The sequence below is a fragment of the Streptococcus sp. Marseille-P7375 genome (assembly GCF_902460365.1).
GTDB classification, from domain to species: domain Bacteria; phylum Bacillota; class Bacilli; order Lactobacillales; family Streptococcaceae; genus Streptococcus; species Streptococcus cristatus_I.
The window spans coordinates 573,912-589,776 of the sequence record NZ_CABPTR010000001.1 but is presented as its reverse complement, the minus strand read 5'-3'; the positions used below and the strand labels follow the sequence as shown (position 1 = coordinate 589,776).

Annotated in this window: 12 protein-coding genes and 1 pseudogene; 3 read left to right on the top strand and 10 right to left on the bottom strand. The window is 42.4% G+C overall.

Going from position 1 to position 15,865, the window contains the following annotated elements:
• Position 1: 1 nt before the first annotated feature.
• The 7 genes and pseudogenes from FZ954_RS02975 to FZ954_RS02945 all read right to left on the bottom strand — a co-directional run bounded on the left by FZ954_RS02975 (position 2) and on the right by FZ954_RS02945 (position 9,300).
• On the bottom strand, positions 2-1,180 hold the full coding sequence (locus FZ954_RS02975; protein WP_148876933.1) for a galactokinase: 1,179 nt from the start codon (positions 1,178-1,180) through the stop codon (positions 2-4).
• A 174-nt stretch (positions 1,181-1,354) separates the two neighbouring features.
• Complete coding sequence (locus FZ954_RS02970; protein ID WP_148876931.1) at positions 1,355-2,491, bottom strand: ABC transporter ATP-binding protein; 1,137 nt, start codon at positions 2,489-2,491, stop codon at positions 1,355-1,357.
• Positions 2,492-2,517: 26 nt separating this feature from the next.
• Entirely contained in the window at positions 2,518-3,963 is a 1,446-nt protein-coding gene (gene gtfA, locus FZ954_RS02965; protein WP_148876928.1) for a sucrose phosphorylase, read from the bottom strand.
• A 175-nt stretch (positions 3,964-4,138) separates the two neighbouring features.
• Positions 4,139-4,972: a carbohydrate ABC transporter permease gene (locus FZ954_RS02960; protein WP_148876925.1), complete on the bottom strand. Its 834-nt coding sequence runs from the start codon at positions 4,970-4,972 to the stop codon at positions 4,139-4,141.
• A 13-nt stretch (positions 4,973-4,985) separates the two neighbouring features.
• Positions 4,986-5,852, bottom strand: a pseudogene (locus tag FZ954_RS02955) (carbohydrate ABC transporter permease).
• A 13-nt stretch (positions 5,853-5,865) separates the two neighbouring features.
• The gene (locus FZ954_RS02950; protein WP_148876923.1) at positions 5,866-7,125 is read right to left on the bottom strand and encodes an extracellular solute-binding protein; all 1,260 of its coding nucleotides are present in this window, start codon (positions 7,123-7,125) and stop codon (positions 5,866-5,868) included.
• Between the two features lie 12 nt (positions 7,126-7,137).
• Complete coding sequence (locus FZ954_RS02945) at positions 7,138-9,300, bottom strand: alpha-galactosidase (RefSeq protein ID WP_148876920.1); 2,163 nt, start codon at positions 9,298-9,300, stop codon at positions 7,138-7,140.
• 139 nt (positions 9,301-9,439) lie between these two features.
• Between FZ954_RS02945 and FZ954_RS02940 the strand changes: the two genes are divergently transcribed.
• The 3 genes from FZ954_RS02940 to birA all read left to right on the top strand — a co-directional run bounded on the left by FZ954_RS02940 (position 9,440) and on the right by birA (position 12,290).
• A complete protein-coding gene (locus FZ954_RS02940) occupies positions 9,440-10,273 on the top strand; it encodes an AraC family ligand binding domain-containing protein (protein WP_148876917.1) in 834 nt (277 codons plus the stop codon).
• Between the two features lie 65 nt (positions 10,274-10,338).
• On the top strand, positions 10,339-11,340 hold the full coding sequence (locus FZ954_RS02935; protein WP_125390714.1) for a LacI family DNA-binding transcriptional regulator: 1,002 nt from the start codon (positions 10,339-10,341) through the stop codon (positions 11,338-11,340).
• Positions 11,341-11,354: 14 nt separating this feature from the next.
• On the top strand, positions 11,355-12,290 hold the full coding sequence (gene birA, locus FZ954_RS02930) for a bifunctional biotin--[acetyl-CoA-carboxylase] ligase/biotin operon repressor BirA (protein WP_125381819.1): 936 nt from the start codon (positions 11,355-11,357) through the stop codon (positions 12,288-12,290).
• Between the two features lie 82 nt (positions 12,291-12,372).
• Here the strand turns inward: birA and FZ954_RS02925 are convergent, their stop codons facing one another.
• From FZ954_RS02925 to dnaG, 3 genes are all read right to left on the bottom strand, one after another.
• Positions 12,373-12,711 (bottom strand): metal-sulfur cluster assembly factor, encoded by a 339-nt coding sequence (locus tag FZ954_RS02925; protein ID WP_125381817.1) that lies wholly within the window; start codon positions 12,709-12,711, stop codon positions 12,373-12,375.
• A 125-nt stretch (positions 12,712-12,836) separates the two neighbouring features.
• On the bottom strand, positions 12,837-13,949 hold the full coding sequence (gene rpoD / locus FZ954_RS02920) for an RNA polymerase sigma factor RpoD (protein ID WP_005590235.1): 1,113 nt from the start codon (positions 13,947-13,949) through the stop codon (positions 12,837-12,839).
• 2 nt (positions 13,950-13,951) lie between these two features.
• A complete protein-coding gene (gene dnaG, locus FZ954_RS02915) occupies positions 13,952-15,754 on the bottom strand; it encodes a DNA primase (RefSeq protein WP_312023925.1) in 1,803 nt (600 codons plus the stop codon).
• Positions 15,755-15,865 lie beyond the last annotated feature (111 nt).

Sequence of the window (15,865 nt, the reverse complement as noted above, 5' to 3'; positions counted from 1 at the left end):
CCTAGTCTAAAACGCGAGTGCCACCTGCAACTTCAGCGATATAGAAGCTAGGGGCGTAACCGACGACTTCTTGATACTTGCGGCCGACATTTTCTTTGAAAGTTTCCACCGCATCCTTACCAACTAAAGCAATGGCACAGCCACCGAAGCCAGCTCCAGTCATACGAGCCCCCAGAACACCTTTTTGCTCCCAGGCTGTGTGAACCAAGGTATCCAGCTCTAGACCAGTCACTTCATAGTCATGTTCTAAAGAAATATGAGACGCATTCATGAGACGGCCAAACTTTTCAAGATTGCCTGCTTGCAAAGCTGCCCGCGCTTGCAAAGTACGTTGATTTTCTAAAACAGCATGGCGAGCCCGTTTGAGACGATTTTCGTCCTCTATCAGATAGCTATACTCATCAAAGGCCCACTCGTCCAACTCACCCAAGGTAGCGATAGACAGCTTGCAGTTCAGTTCTTCAACAGCTTTTTCACACTCCGCCCGACGCTCATTGTACTTAGAATCCGCCAACTCACGACGCTTGTTGGTATTCATAATCACTACGACATTGTCCTTGAGATCAAGCGGTACCAAATCATACTCAAGAGTATTGGTGTCTAAGTAAATAGCTCGCTGGTCAGCACCCATTCCGATAGCAAACTGGTCCATAATGCCAGAATTAACCCCGATAAATTCATTCTCAGTTAATTTACCAATTTTCACTAGATCCAGACGTTCTAACTGCAAGTCAAAGAGTTTCTCAGCAATGACACCCGTCAAAAGCTCTAGCGATGCAGAAGAAGACAAGCCCGAGCCGTTGGGAATATTTCCATAAACATAGACATCCATGCCTCGGTCAATCTTATGGCCTGCCTCCTGCATAAAATGCAGGACTCCTTTCGGATAGTTGGTCCAGTTATGCTCAGGCTCAAAGTGCAGGTTTTCCAGCGGCACTTCAATAATCCCTTTTTCTTCAAAATTTCCTGAGAAGAATCTCAAGAGCTGATCGTCCCGCTTACGAGCCGCTCCATAAGTTCCTAGAGAAATGGCTGCAGGAAAGACATGGCCGCCGTTATAGTCCGTATGCTCGCCGATCAGATTGATCCGACCGGGTGAAAAGAAAGTGTGGTCCGCCTCTACTCCAAAAACTTTGGCAAAATCTGCGCGGACTTGCTCCGCTGAAATTACATTTGTCATAAACTAAACTCCTTTAAAATGAATAATCGATATTGTAATCGTTTTCTTGATTTTATTATAACTGTTTCCGAGTAAAACTTCAATAATTTTAGTAAAATTTTACTAATTTCATAGATATTTTTTGTAAAAATCCAAACAGTAATCTGTCTGGATTATTTTATAAGGAGCAATAGATTAGAAAATATTGTCTTCAGTCTCAACATCAAAGTAATGCGCCTTGTTTAGGTCGAAGCCAAGTTTAATACTGCTTCCGGTATTCATATGATCGCGTGCATCAACTTTGGCAACAAACTCACTGCCACCAACCGCACAGTAGAGGTGAGACTCCGCTCCAAGCAACTCAGAAACAGAAATCTTCGCAGTTAGAACCGACTCAGGGAAGGTTTCCAGAAAGGCTGGTTCCATGTTGATATCTTCCGGACGAATACCCAGAATAACTTTCTTGCCTTGATAGCCTTTTTCTTTGAGCCCCTTAAGGCTGCCTTCTGGTACCTTGAGGCTAAAGTCACCGTTCAGTCCGACCAGACGATCGCCTTCTACAGTTACTTCGAAGAAGTTCATCGCTGGGCTACCAATGAAGCCAGCAACAAACTTATTTGCCGGATGTTTGTAGACTTCCTGCGGCGTACCAATCTGCTCCACCCGTCCAATCGTTCCAGTCCCAGCAGGGTTCTTGGTCGCTGACATGATAACGATACGATCCGCCAAGGTCATAGCTTCAGTCTGGTCGTGGGTAACATAGATAGTTGTTGCACCGATACGGCGGTGAATCTTGGCAATCTCCGCCCGCATAGAAACACGCAGCTTCGCATCCAAGTTAGACAAAGGCTCATCCATAAGGAAAACCTTTGCATCCCGAACAATAGCGCGTCCCATTGCTACCCGCTGACGCTGACCACCAGATAGATCAGCTGGCTTACGTTGCAAGAATTCCTTCAAGCCTAGGATTTCTGCTGCTTCGTTGACCCGTTTTTCAATATCTTCCTTGCTGTACTTGCGCAGCTTGAGGCCAAAAGCCATGTTGTCGTAGACAGTCATGTGCGGATAAAGGGCATAGTTCTGGAAGACCATGGCGATGTCCCGGTCTTTTGGAGCTACATCATTGACCACCGTACCGTCAATAGAGGCAGTTCCTTCAGTGATATCTTCAAGACCCGCAATCATACGCAGCGTAGTTGATTTTCCGCAACCGGACGGACCGACAAAGACGATAAATTCCTTGTCCTTAATATCAAGATTGAAGTCTTCCACTGAGTAGTGGTCGCTGTTGGGATATTTTTTATAGATATTTTTCAGATTTAATTCTACCATTCTTCTTCTCTTCTCTTTTCTTATCTCTATTCAAAAGTGATAGCTTGGCCATTTTCACTAGCGCTATATGTCAATTCTTTGAGGTTAATAACTACTTGAGCAGTGACTGACTTATCTGCATTGCTACGGACAATCCGGAGGCTATTTTCATCCAATAGATTCACTTCAATAATGCCATCTAGGTCAAAGGCAGCAGACTGGTTGCGGTAACTGAAAAGCTTGAGCAAGGCTTGCACAACTGGACGCTTGACTTCTTCAGCAATCTCCTCATTACTGTAATAATGACGGTTGATATTGCGGCCTTCCTTAGTGTTTTCTAGCAGTTCAAGGTCATTTTTCCCAGCTAAGAAACCAACATAATAGACCTGTGGAATCCCTGGAGCAAAAGCCTGAATCAGACGGCTAATGAAGTACTTCTTGTCGTCATCGCCCAAGGCTGAGTAGTAAGTCGAGTTAATCTGGTAAATGTCCAGATTATTGTACTCAGCTGAGGAATACTTACGCTTGACATTAGCCCCAACCTTATATAGTTCATTGGTTGCAAAGTCAATTTCCTCATCAGTCAAAATATCCTTAACATCAACGACCCCAATACCATCGTGGGTGTCCAGTGTTGTGAATTGCTTCATAGGACTCATTTCAAGCCACTTGACTAGACGCTCTGCTTTGCCACTGTATAGAGAATAAAGAGTTACCATCGGCAGTGCAAAATCATAAACAAAGTAGCCATGCTCTGCAATCTTGAACTGGATAGAATAATGCTCATGAATTTCTGGTAAAATATCCGTCCCAAACTCAGCCGCTTGCTGCTGGACTTTTTCTAATAGATCCCAGATTTCTGGCTCAACAAAGAAATCATTGGTATCTAACTTTTTGACTGCATAGGCAAATGCATCTAAACGAATCAGATCACAGCCATGCTCTGACAGTTGACGCAATGTTTTTTTGATGAAATCATTAGTTACCTGACTGCGAACATCTAGATCAATCTGCTCTTCACCAAAGGTGTTCCACAAATACTCGGTGCTTCCATCTGCAAAGACGATTTCCTGCTTAGGTGCCCGATCCTTACGCTTATAAATCAAATCAACATCAGCTTGCGTCGGACGATTTTCTGGCCAAAACTTATCCCAGCTGAGAAAGAGGTCACGATACTCACTCTGATCCTTCTTTTCCTGAAAATCCTTATAATACTTGGACTGGCGTGAGATGTGGTTGATCATAAAGTCAAACATGAGATAATATTTCTCGCCCAGCTTTTCTACATCTTCCCAGTCACCAAAGGCTGGATCAACCTCTTCATAGTCTACTGGGGCAAACCCCCGGTCACCAGTTGATGGGAAGAAAGGAAGCAAATGCACTCCTCCAACCGCATCCCCAAAATGCTTTTCTAAATTGTCATATAAATCTTTTAAATTCTCCCCCAGGCTGTCTGAGTAAGTAATCAGCATGGTCTTATTTTGAATAGCCATAGTTTTCTCCTCTAAAATCTTGTCTTATATACTCTTTCCCGTGCGCTGAATAGAACACGCCCTAAGCTCTGTGCGAAAAAGATGAATCTTCCACAGCCGTTACTAATTCAGTAGTTTACAGATGTGGTTGCCTTTGCATGCACTGTGAGCTTTTTACGGTCTTTGTATCTTGAGCTTACTTCACTGCCCCATTGCTCATTCCAGCAATAATATTGCGCTGGAAGATGAGATAGACGATAGTAATGGTAATAATCCCAACAACATAAGAAGCAAAGCTCGGTCCATAATCATTAAAGTATTGACCTGTGTAGTTATATTGGAAGAGTGGCAGAGTCCACATCTTGGAGTCTTTATTGAGTACCAAGAGAGGAAGCATGAAATCATTCCAGAACCAGAGGGCATTGATAATCATGGTTGTCGCATGCATGGGTTTCATCATAGGAAAGATAATCCTGAAATAGGTTGTAAACTTTCCAGCACCGTCAATTTCTGCTGCTTCATCCAGACTGTCTGGAATGGAAATCTTAATGTAGCCTACATAGAGAAAGAGAGTCTGTGGAACAGCGTAAGCCAGATAGAGGATAATTAATCCCCAAGTGTTAGCTAGTCCTAGCTTACTCATCATAACTGTAATAGGAATCATGATAACTTGAAAAGGAACGAAAATCCCTAAAATCAAAAGCGTATACATAATACCAAAAGCTTTTCTCTTAGACATATTACGAGCGATAGAGTAAGCAGCCATGGGAATAAAAATCATGACAACAGCCAAAGATAGAACCGTGATTACGATTGAATTCCAATAGTAGCCTCCGATACCATCAGCCAAAAGGCGTTGGAAATTTTCTAAGGTCGGTTGAGTCGGAAATCCGAAAAAATTATTAACGATGTCTTTGGTAGACTTAAAGGAACTGAATATCGTTGCTAAGAGTGGAATTAAAATGATAATAGATCCCAGTGTTAGCAAGATATATTTACTAAAATTAGCTTTTCTTTCTGCATTTTTCATCGGGCTTCTCCTCTTAGATTTCAAATTTCTTAGATACTCTCAACTGGACAATAGAAATAACCGCAATCAAGAGAAACAAGATAACAGCAATGGCATTGGCATAACCAAATTGATTGCTCTTAAAGGCATAGTTGTATACCAGAAGTCCTAGAGAGGTGGTCGCATTATTCGGACCGCCACCTGTCATGGCAAAGACCTGGTCAAATGCTGTCAAACCACCTTATAGAGCCAAGATAAAGACCATGGAAACGCTTGGTAGGAGATAAGGAAGTTCCACCTTCCAAAAGATTTGTTTGCTGCTAGCTCCATCAATTCGAGCTGCTTCTGTAATCTCAGTCGGGATAGACTGAAGACCAGCTAAGAAGATGATAATAGGCATGGCTACCCCTTGCCAAAGCAAGACGAAGATTGCTGCAAAGATTGCACCGCCATTTGTTCCTAGAAGGCTGGTTTTAAGAAATTCAATTTCTAAGGCATTCCCTAAAGCTGGCAATCCGTAGTTGAAAAGTTGCTTAAAGATAAGAGCCACGGTCAATCCAGATAGAACAGCAGGGAAGAAAAACCAAGCTCGGAAGAAAGTTTTCCCCTTTATCTTCGAGTTGAGAGCTCGTGCTATCCAGATCCCCAGCATAATCTCACCAACAACCATACAAATAGTAATGATCAATGTAAATCCTATCGCGTTCATAAACTTAGGATCGCTCATGAGGAGCATAAAGTTATTGAGTCCGACAAACTTATAATTATAGGTCAAGCCAGTCCAGTTTGTCAGGCTGTAGAAGGCACCTTGAAACATGGGCACATAGAAGAATACAGCCTGTAGTACAAGGGGAACAAGGACAAAGAGCCAACCCCAATATTTCTCAATCAATTTTTTCATAGTAGATCTACTCCTACTCTACGTCTGCTTTCATCGGATTGAAGAAGGCATTTAGTGCTTTCGTCATATCCTCTTTGTTTCCAGTTGTAATATAGTTCCCAGTCAAGGTATAAAAATCACTTTCACTGGTCCAGTCTTGAGCTAGCCAAACGAGATGTCGGTCTGTAAATGCTAATTCAGCAAGACCAGCTAGCGGTGCATCTGAACCTGCTTCCTTGACACCTTCAATAGCTGTTGGTGAGCCGTCCACATCATAATATTTCTGCATAACTTCTGGACGTGACATATATTCAACAAAAGCATTGGCTTCTTTCTTGTGCTTACTACTTGATGAGATAGACCAAGCTAGGTCTCCTGCTCCAATGGTCAAGCTTTGTCCTTTTTGCTTTCCAGGGAAAGAGAACGTTCCAACATTAAACTTAGGATCTTGCGCATTGATTGCTGTGATAGCCCAAGAGCCATTTGGAGTCATCAGGGCATCGCCTCTAGCAAAGGCACCGACAACATCAGTATAGCCTGCTCCCTGCCAGTTGGTCTGCATGGCACCTTTTTTGCGGAATAAATCTAACAACCTGAAATCATCTTTAAGCACTGAATCTGAAGACTTGATGGCATTTGGCTTGGAAAAACGTAGGTAATCATTCGCTTCCTTACCGCCACCTGTAGAAGTGGCAAGAGCCAACTGATGATAACCATTCAAGGTCCAAGTATCTGCTCCTGCAATGGCAAAAGGCGTTTCCCCTTTTGCTATAATCGTATCAACTAATTCCTCAAATTCCTCCCAAGTCTCTGGAACTTTCAATCCCAGTTCTTTAAATTTATCCTTGTTGTAATAGATACCATAAGCATTAGCAGTATAAGGGATATTGTAAATCTTTCCATCTATCGCATATTTATCTGCATAATGATTCTTAACTCGCTTGAGATAATCTTTATTAGATAAATCTTCAAAGTACCCAGCTTTAGCCCATTCTTGCAATTCAATAGACTGGGGATAGATATTGACAACATCAGGAACATCTCCAGCCAGAACTCGAGTTTTGAGTACTTCCCCAGCGTTAGGGACATTCACCACTTTCACATGCACATTCGGATTTTCTTTTTCAAAGTCTTTTGCAATCTCACGAAGGGTATCAACCATTTCACCCTTCTGATTGAAATACTCAATCGTTACCTTACCATCTGTTGACTCCCCTTGGCTGCTGCAAGCTGACAGCCCCAAAATGGACAGTCCTGTAATAGCAGCTAAGCTCATCTTTTTATACCATTTCATGCTCTAGCCTCCTTATTTTTTAATAAAATGCAACTGTCTGCTAAGATAATCTCCTTGCGGAAGATTCATAGTGATACCAGCATACATGAGTTCTGCACCTGAGTAAACTGCGCCATTTTCCTGCAGCTCATAAAGTCCTTCTTCCTCTAAGTCTTTTAGTTTCAAGGTTGTTTCCATCGTTTCCACAACTGATAAGACTCGGACATAGGTTACAATCGTTTGATTTCCATAGTTAAATTGAACTGCTGCTTCATTGGAGCCAACATCTGGATTGATTAGCCTATACTGACGCCCTAACTGGACCACTGGCCGTAATTCTTTATACAACTTCACCTGGTCAGCAATCGCAGCTTTCTCTTCATCTGATAGACTAGTCAAATCAAGCTCATACCCCAGATTTCCCATCATAGCCACATGACCACGTGTTGCTAGTGGAGTAATTCGTCCCATCTGATGATTAGGCACTGCCGACACATGGGCACCCATTGAAATAGTCGGATAAAGATAAGAAGACCCATATTGGATTGGCAAACGAGCTATGGCATCGGTATTGTCACTAGCCCAGACTTGAGGGAAATACCTCATCATACCAAGATCATTTCGTCCACCACCACCTGAGCAGGACTCAAATAAAATGTTCTCATATTTCTCTGTCAAATATTTTACAATTTCATAAAGCCCCAAGATATACTCATGCGACTGCATTTTGGTCGCCAGATAGTTAGTGCCATTCCCAAGATTGGTAATATTACGATTCATATCCCATTTTATGTAGTCAATATCATGCTGACTTAACAGCTGATCCAGTGTTTCTTTGATATAGGCTACCACATCTGGATTAGCATAATCCAATACGAGTTGATTGCGAGAGTAGGTATGATCCCGATCAGGTACTTGAATAGCCCAGTCTGGATGTGCCCTATACAGCTGGCTGTCTACGGAAATCATTTCTGGCTCAACCCATAAACCAAATTGCAATCCTCTGCTATGAACTTCTGCTATGAGCTCTGTCAAACTGCCACCTAGCTTATCTTCATTGACAAACCAGTCGCCCAGAGCCCGATTGTCATCAAAACGGTTGCCAAACCAGCCATCATCAAGAACAAAGAGCTCAATACCAACTTTCTTCGCTTCATCTGCTAACTCTAGCAACTTCTCTTTTTTGAAATCAAAGTAAGTTGCTTCCCAGTTATTGATTAAAATTGGCCGCTCTCGCTTCGCAAAAGCTTTAGGAATGATATGCTCTTGAACAAAAGCTTGGCTCTCATGACTAAGACCAGTCAAACCATGAGCCGAATAATTCAACAGAGCAACAGGACTATAGAAAGTCTGCCCTGCTTCCAGTTTCCAAGCAAAGTTATCTTCATTGATACCGATACCTAGCCGAACTTCATTCAACTGATTTTGCTGAATCCAAGCTTCAAAGTTTCCGCTATAAAGGAGCTGAATTGCCCAAACTTGACCAGCCTCTTCCGTCGTTTCACTATCACAAAGGATAAGGCTTGGAGTCTGCGCGTGACCAGAAGCTCCTCGGTTAGAAGCTATTTTGAAAATTCCTTGTTCTAACTTGTGACGACGAACTGTTTTCTCCCTAGCATAAGCTCCCTGTAAACTAATCACATCATAAGTCCCTGCTGGCAAATCTGCCATTAAGCTCAAGTTCTTATGTATGATTGTTGTCTCTCTACCGATATTTTCCAGCTTAGTAAAGGTTGCAATAGTATTGCTATCTTCAAAAGCTGTGTAATAGAGAGTGAGGCGTAAGTGAGCTACTGCATCCTCTAAAATAAAGGCCAGTGTTTCTGCATCTTCTGTACTGTGAGGGCTAGGAAGTCCTGGAACTTCCAAACCTCCCTTAATCAGCTGACTCTCAACAAACCTAAAATCTGTTACTTCATTATTAGCATGTTGGACTTGCAGAGAAGGTTGCCGAAAGTCTCCTAAACCATGCTGACCCAAAACCTGCCGCTGGGTATCTAAGCTAAAACTCCGCTCATTCGACCTCGGATTACCAGAAAAAGCATGATCTCGCTCAAATACTGTATTGGAAAAATGATAGGATTCGATTTTTCTGCCTAAGTGTTTAAGCAAAAGGTAGCCATCCCTTTCCTCAATGATAAGACTGGAATTTTTTGTATTGATGTAGAATAGATGCTTGTCTATTTTGATTGTCATTTTTGAACCTCCATATTTACTAATATTTTACCTTTTGAAATCGCTTCCTAAAATAGAATTATGTTAGGGAAATATGGTAAAATGTTAGGTAACAATAAAAATTACAATATTATTTCTAAAGTATGGAGATGTAAAAAGTATGCTTATATTTTCAGAATACCAGACGGGAACAATTGATTTATTATTAGACTTTTACGGCTATGAGGATTGCCAGCCAAACTATTCTTTCGGGCCTGCTATTCGTGACGGATTCGTCCTTCATTTTATTACAAAAGGCAAAGGAGTCTTTCACTATAAAGGGGAACAAATTTTCCTGAAAGCTGGAGATTTATTCCTACTAAAACCAAACGAACTAACTTACTATAAGGCAGATTCTGAAGATCCTTGGTCCTATTATTGGCTCGGAATTAGTGGAACAAAGGTTTCAGATTATTTTAACTTATCAGAAATTGGCAAAACAGGTTTTCTAAGAAATTCAAGTACTACTCCTACTGATAGTTTAGGAAAGTTTATTATAGATATTATTCAAGAGGCTGAACATTCCCAATCTACCATGCTAAGCCATTTACAACTTCTCGCCATGCTCTATGAACTACTATTTGAATTGGGGAAGCTCGCACTAAACCAACAGCTCCTAAAACAACAAAATTCCACTTATCAGTTGTATTTAGATACTAAACATATTCTAGAAACTCGCTATCCGCTTGAACAACTGAGCATCCAAGGTATTGCTAATGAACTAAATGTCAATCGCAGCTATTTGACAACCATTTTTAAAGAATACAATGGACTCTCTCCCAAAGAGTATCTGCATTATATACGTATGCATCGAGGAAAACAACTTCTAGAAACTACTACTCAACCAATTAAATTTATTGCCTATTCGGTTGGTTTTTCTGATCCGCTTTATTTTTCGAAAACTTTCAAAAAATATTTCAACTGTTCACCAAGCCAAATACGAAATATTTACTAAATTCCTCTTTGTTATTTACTTGTTTTTGAGGTATAATAGCCCATATAAGACAATAGGAGAAAAAAATGGCTACGATTAAGGATATTGCCCAAGCTGCTGGAGTCTCTCCCGCTACAGTTTCTCGCGTACTCAACTACGACCCAGCCATGTCGGTCAGTGATGGCACTCGTAAAAAGATTTTTGATATCGCCGAGCAGCTGAACTATAAAAAATCAAGAAAAAGTAAGCCAAGCAAGACTCAGGCCTACCGTATCGGGCTCATTGAATGGTACACTGAGCATGAAGAGCTCGATGACCTTTACTACTACTCCATTCGTTTGGGTATTGAAAAAAAAGCCCAAGAATTGGGCTATGAGATTCTCAGAGTCTTTCAAAATGATTCTCTTGAGCAATTGAAAGACATTGATGGCTTGATTGCCATCGGTAAATTCAGCCCAGCTCAAATCCAGCAGCTGGAGCAGTACAGCAACCACTTAGTTTTTGTCGACAGTGATACGCTTAATGCAGGCCACAGCTGTGTGACGGTTGATTTTGAGAATGCTGTACAGAAGGTTCTTGAGCACTTCATGAACGCTGGTTTTGACCAGATTGGCATGATTACTGGCCAAGAAAGAACTTCTGACCAGGCTAGCCTCATCAGCGATCCTCGCCTAGCAAGCTTTCAGCAATATCTATCTGCCAAAGGAATCTTTCAAGCTGACTTGGTTAAGGTAGGCAGCTTTTCTTCGGAATCAGGCTATCAAATGATGTCAGAAATTATCAATAAACACAAAGACCAGCTCCCGCCCGCCTTCTTCATCTCTAGCGATGCTTTGGCTATCGGTGCCTTGCGGGCTCTGCAAGAACACGGAATCCAAGTTCCCCAAGATGTCAGCATTATTTCATTTAATGATACGTCTATTGCTAAGTACATCTATCCCAGTCTCAGTACGGTCACCGTTTTTACAGAAGAAATGGGCAAGCAGGCTCTGCACATTCTGAATCAAATTTTAACATCCGAAGAGGACTCCATTCCCTATATGGTCAAACTTTCTACCAAGCTGACCATTCGAGAAAGCAGTATTTAACAGAGAAAGAACGAATGAAAACCTACGAACAATTATTTACCATTCTCAGCCAAGCTGACGATTATGCCAATGGAGAAAGTCTGGCCCAGACATTGGGTATTTCCAGAACTTCCATTTGGAAGGCCATTCAGCGCTTGGAAAGAGAAGGAATCCAGATTGATTCCGTTAAAAATCGGGGCTATAAGCTCAAAGCGGGGGATTTACTAATCCCAGAAATCATTGAAAAAGAGGCACCCATCAAAGTTTCCTTCAACCCCAACTGTCAATCTACTCAAATAGATGCCAAAGCAGGTCTGGAAGCGAGCGGCGAAGCAAATACCCTTTATCTAGCTGCCGCTCAATCCGCTGGTCGCGGTCGCTTCGGCCGAAACTTTTTCTCTCCAAAACAAGGCGGCTTTTACATGTCCCTCCATCTCAAGCCCAACCTATCTTTTGATCAAATCCCTGCCTATACCCTCCTGACAGCTGGAGCCATCTATCAGGCTGTAAAAAATCTAACCCTGATAGACATAGATATCAAGTGGGTCAACGATATTTACTACAAGGATAAAAAAATCGCAGGCATTTTAACCGAGGCCATTACTTCAGTCGAGACAGACTTAGTCACAGATATTATTATCGGGGTCGGGTTTAATTTTTGCGTTAATGATTTTCCAGAAGAATTGCAATCTAAGGCTGGATCACTCTTTACAGAGCGAGCTCCTATCAGCAGAAATGAGCTGATTGCTGAAATCTGGAGATGTTTCTACGAAAGCGATCCCCAAGACCTGCTCTATCTTTACAAAAAGCACTCTCTAGTCCTCGGTCGCCAAGTGAGCTTCCAGCAAAATAATCAAACCTATAAGGGAATTGCTAGCGATATCTCGGACAGTGGCCAACTTCTAGTCCAGTTGGAGAACGGCCAAAATATCTGGCTCAACAGCGGGGAAATTTCACTAACTAGCTGGTAGTTTGTACAAAATTACATTCAAAAAGCACTTGATGTTCCATTCAAGCGCTTTTCTGTATAGTCTTTCTTCCAGTGTGATGTCGCTATTTAATCCCTAATGCAATTCGAGCATAACGACTCATCTTTTCCACTGTCCAAGCGGGATACCAAACCAATTTGACTTCTGTCTTAGTAACCTCTGGAACATCTGACATGGCGTCATAAATCTGGTCAGTCAGAAGATCCGCCAGAGGGCATCCCATAGTGGTCAAGGTCATATCGATTTCCGTTTCCCCATTGGTCTCGTCAAAACGGATTTCATAGATTAAACCTAGATTGACAATATCAATCCCCAGCTCTGGGTCAATGACCTGCTCCAAGCTCTCCAAAATACGCGTTTTAATCTTTTCAACTTCTTCAGGGCTGTATTTTTTTTCTGACATGCATATCCTCCTTATAGATATAGCAGAAATTTCAAGTTAGCTCGAGGGGACCTTTGTTTTCAGCAAGGATCGCCGACTTGACACTTCCTACTGAAAGATTTCTGCCCCTTCTTGCTTTTCAGTTCTTAATCTTCGATAAAGTCTCTGAGTGGTTTACTGCGGCTTGGGTGGCGAAGTTTACGCAGTGCCTTGGCTTCAATCTGGCGAATCCGCTCACGGGTGACATTGAAAACCTTGCCGACATCTTCCAGCGTCCGCATTTTTCCATCGTCCAGACCAAAGCGCAGACGCAAGACGTTTTCCTCACGATCTGTCAAAGTATCCAAGACCTCATCCAACTGCTCACGAAGAACGACACGAGTTGTGTAATCAACTGGATTTTCAATCACTTCGTCTTCGATAAAGTCTCCCAGATGGCTGTCATCTTCCTCACCGATTGGCGTCTCTAGAGAAACCGGCTCTTGAGCAATCTTGAGAATCTCACGAACCTTGTCAGGTGTCATATCCATCCGCTCAGCGATTTGCTCAGGCGTAGGATCTTGACCTAATTCCTGCAATAGATTACGTTGCTCACGGACTAGCTTGTTAATGGTTTCCACCATATGGACCGGAATCCGAATAGTCCGAGCTTGGTCAGCAATCGCACGGGTAATAGCCTGACGAATCCACCAAGTCGCATAAGTTGAAAACTTAAATCCTTTGGTGTAGTCAAACTTATCAACAGCCTTCATCAGTCCCATGTTTCCTTCTTGAATCAAGTCAAGGAACTGCATACCACGGCCGACATAGCGCTTGGCAATGGAAACAACCAGACGAAGATTGGCCTCAGCCAGACGCTGCTTGGCTTCCAAGTCTCCCTGCTCTACCAAAATCGCCAGCTCTTGTTCTTCTTCATTGCTAAGAAGCGGCACAACCCCGATTTCTTTCAGATACATGCGGACTGGGTCATTGACCTTGGCTGAATTGCTACCCAAGAGCTCTTCATCGGTCAGTTCTACTTCTTCCTCTTCAGTATTCAAGACACGCGCGCTGGGATTTCCTTCCTTATCCGTGATAGAAATGCCCGCATCCTGAATGCGTTGCAGCAAATCCTCAATCCCATCAGCGTCCAAAGTGAAAGGAATGACCAGCTGGTCATTGATTTCATCGTCTGTCGCTACACCTGTCTGCTTGTGATTGCGGATGAATTCTGCAATTTGAACGTCTAATGTTGTTACTTCTTTTTGTTTTGTAGCCATACCTACTCCATTCTTCTTTTTTGTGCGATTAAGCGCTCCACTTCTAATATAGCGGCATTCTCATCTCCAGTATGCAAAGCTTCTCGAATCTTTTTGCTAATCAGCTGATTATTCTTACGAAGCAATTCACGTTCCCTAGTCAACTCAACTTCTGCTAACTCTCCGTCTTCCATCTCCTCTGGCAAATCTTCCTCCAACATCCGATACCAAAGTTGCTGGACTCTTTCCGGTAAGCTGGATAAATCCTGCGAAGTCACTTCACCATTGGCCAGTAAAAGCTCGTATAACTCCTGCAGTTCCGCCGTATCAAAGGCAAAATCTGTACGAAGCCGATAGCTATTTAAAACCAGCGGATTGTGTACCATACGATAAAGGATATGGATTTCTGCTTTTATCAACCGTGAAAGCTGTTTAGACAGTGGAAGATCTACCAGTACAGGTCTTCTTAGAGATTCCGACTGCTGTCCGCTTCGGCTACTTCGCTCAGCCAAACGACTGTTGTTAACCGTATTCTCTACCTGCTGGTAATCAAAATCTGGCAGCAACTCAGCCAACATATAAATATAGGAATTCTGAGCTGTAATAGACTGCGTTTGAGCAATGATTGGCGCCATTCGCTCCACGAATTCAATCTGAGCCTGCAAATTTTCAATATTATCCGGCTTGAGATAGCGTAAAAGGAACTCTACATCACTAATTCGCGTTTTAGTCAGAAATTGTCGCAATTCCTCGGCAGAATTTTTAGCAATAAATTCGTCTGGATCCATATTGTCAGGAAAGGACACAATCTCTACCGACATATCCCGCAGCTCTTCTAAAGCCTTGGCTATCGCAGCCTGACCAGCCCTGTCTCCATCATAAGTCAGAATGATTTTCTTGCAATACTTACGCAGGTGCTGGACATGCTCAGGCGTCAGAGCTGTTCCCATAGATGCGACTGCATTTTCAACTCCAGCCCGATAAGCCGCGATCACGTCCATAAAGCCTTCCATCAGATAAACTTCATGGCTCTTCTTGATAACCGGCTTGGCCTTATCCAGATGATAAAGCTCATAGCTTTTATTAAAAATAGGGGTGCTGCGACTATTCTTATACTTGGCAGTCTGTGAAACAGCCTCCGAATCTTGCCAGATTCGACCAGAAAAGGCGACAACCTGCCCCTTGTCATTGGTCAAGGGAAACATAATCCGGTTCTGAAAAGCATCATAGACCAGATTATTCTCTGCCAGATTAAAAAGACCCGAGTTCATGATAGTGAACTCATCAAACTTACCAGCCATACTCTTATGAAGATAGTTGCCTTCATTAGGAGCCAAGCCGATTTGAAAATGCTTAATGACCTCATCTGTCAGCCCACGATTGTAGAGATAAGCGCGTGCTTCTTCTCCTATTTTGGTCGTCATCAGAACCGCATGGTAAAACTTCGCTGCCTCTGTATGAATATCGTAGAGCGCCTGATGCGGATGAGCCTGTCTCGGTCGATCTGCGCCAGCTCTCTCCATCCCTAAGGAAATGCCCGCTCTGTCTGCGACAATCTGAACAGCATCCATGAAGGATACGCCTCGGTAGTCCTCAATAAACTTGAAAACATCCCCCGACTTGCCACAGCCAAAACAGTGATAAAACTGCTTGTTCTCTACAACGTTGAAAGAGGGCGTCTTTTCGCCATGAAAGGGACAAAGTCCCAGAAAGTTTCTGCCAGCCTTGGTTAAGGCTACCGTTTCTCCTATGACATCGACGATATTGACACTATTTTTTATTTCAGAAATCATTTCTTTATCCAATAGACAATACCTCCAATTCATCACAGAATATCACTCTATATTTTATAATAATTTGACGCAAATGTAAAACATTTGATAGGCAAATGACTTGAAATAATTGCTTCTTTAAGCTATAATATAATATCAAATATT

Excerpts from the sequence above, each read along its gene's own strand:
- dnaG (WP_312023925.1), bottom strand. The coding sequence starts at position 15,754 with ATGAATTGGAGGTATTGTCTATTGGATAAAGAAATGATTTCTGAAATA.
- FZ954_RS02970 (WP_148876931.1), bottom strand. The coding sequence starts at position 2,491 with ATGGTAGAATTAAATCTGAAAAATATCTATAAAAAATATCCCAACAGC.
- FZ954_RS02975 (WP_148876933.1), bottom strand. The coding sequence starts at position 1,180 with ATGACAAATGTAATTTCAGCGGAGCAAGTCCGCGCAGATTTTGCCAAA.
- rpoD (WP_005590235.1), bottom strand. The coding sequence starts at position 13,949 with ATGGCTACAAAACAAAAAGAAGTAACAACATTAGACGTTCAAATTGCA.
- FZ954_RS02940 (WP_148876917.1), top strand. The coding sequence starts at position 9,440 with ATGCTTATATTTTCAGAATACCAGACGGGAACAATTGATTTATTATTA.
- birA (WP_125381819.1), top strand. The coding sequence starts at position 11,355 with ATGAAAACCTACGAACAATTATTTACCATTCTCAGCCAAGCTGACGAT.
- gtfA (WP_148876928.1), bottom strand. The coding sequence starts at position 3,963 with ATGGCTATTCAAAATAAGACCATGCTGATTACTTACTCAGACAGCCTG.
- FZ954_RS02945 (WP_148876920.1), bottom strand. The coding sequence starts at position 9,300 with ATGACAATCAAAATAGACAAGCATCTATTCTACATCAATACAAAAAAT.
- FZ954_RS02935 (WP_125390714.1), top strand. The coding sequence starts at position 10,339 with ATGGCTACGATTAAGGATATTGCCCAAGCTGCTGGAGTCTCTCCCGCT.
- FZ954_RS02925 (WP_125381817.1), bottom strand. The coding sequence starts at position 12,711 with ATGTCAGAAAAAAAATACAGCCCTGAAGAAGTTGAAAAGATTAAAACG.
- FZ954_RS02960 (WP_148876925.1), bottom strand. The coding sequence starts at position 4,972 with ATGAAAAATGCAGAAAGAAAAGCTAATTTTAGTAAATATATCTTGCTA.
- FZ954_RS02950 (WP_148876923.1), bottom strand. The coding sequence starts at position 7,125 with ATGAAATGGTATAAAAAGATGAGCTTAGCTGCTATTACAGGACTGTCC.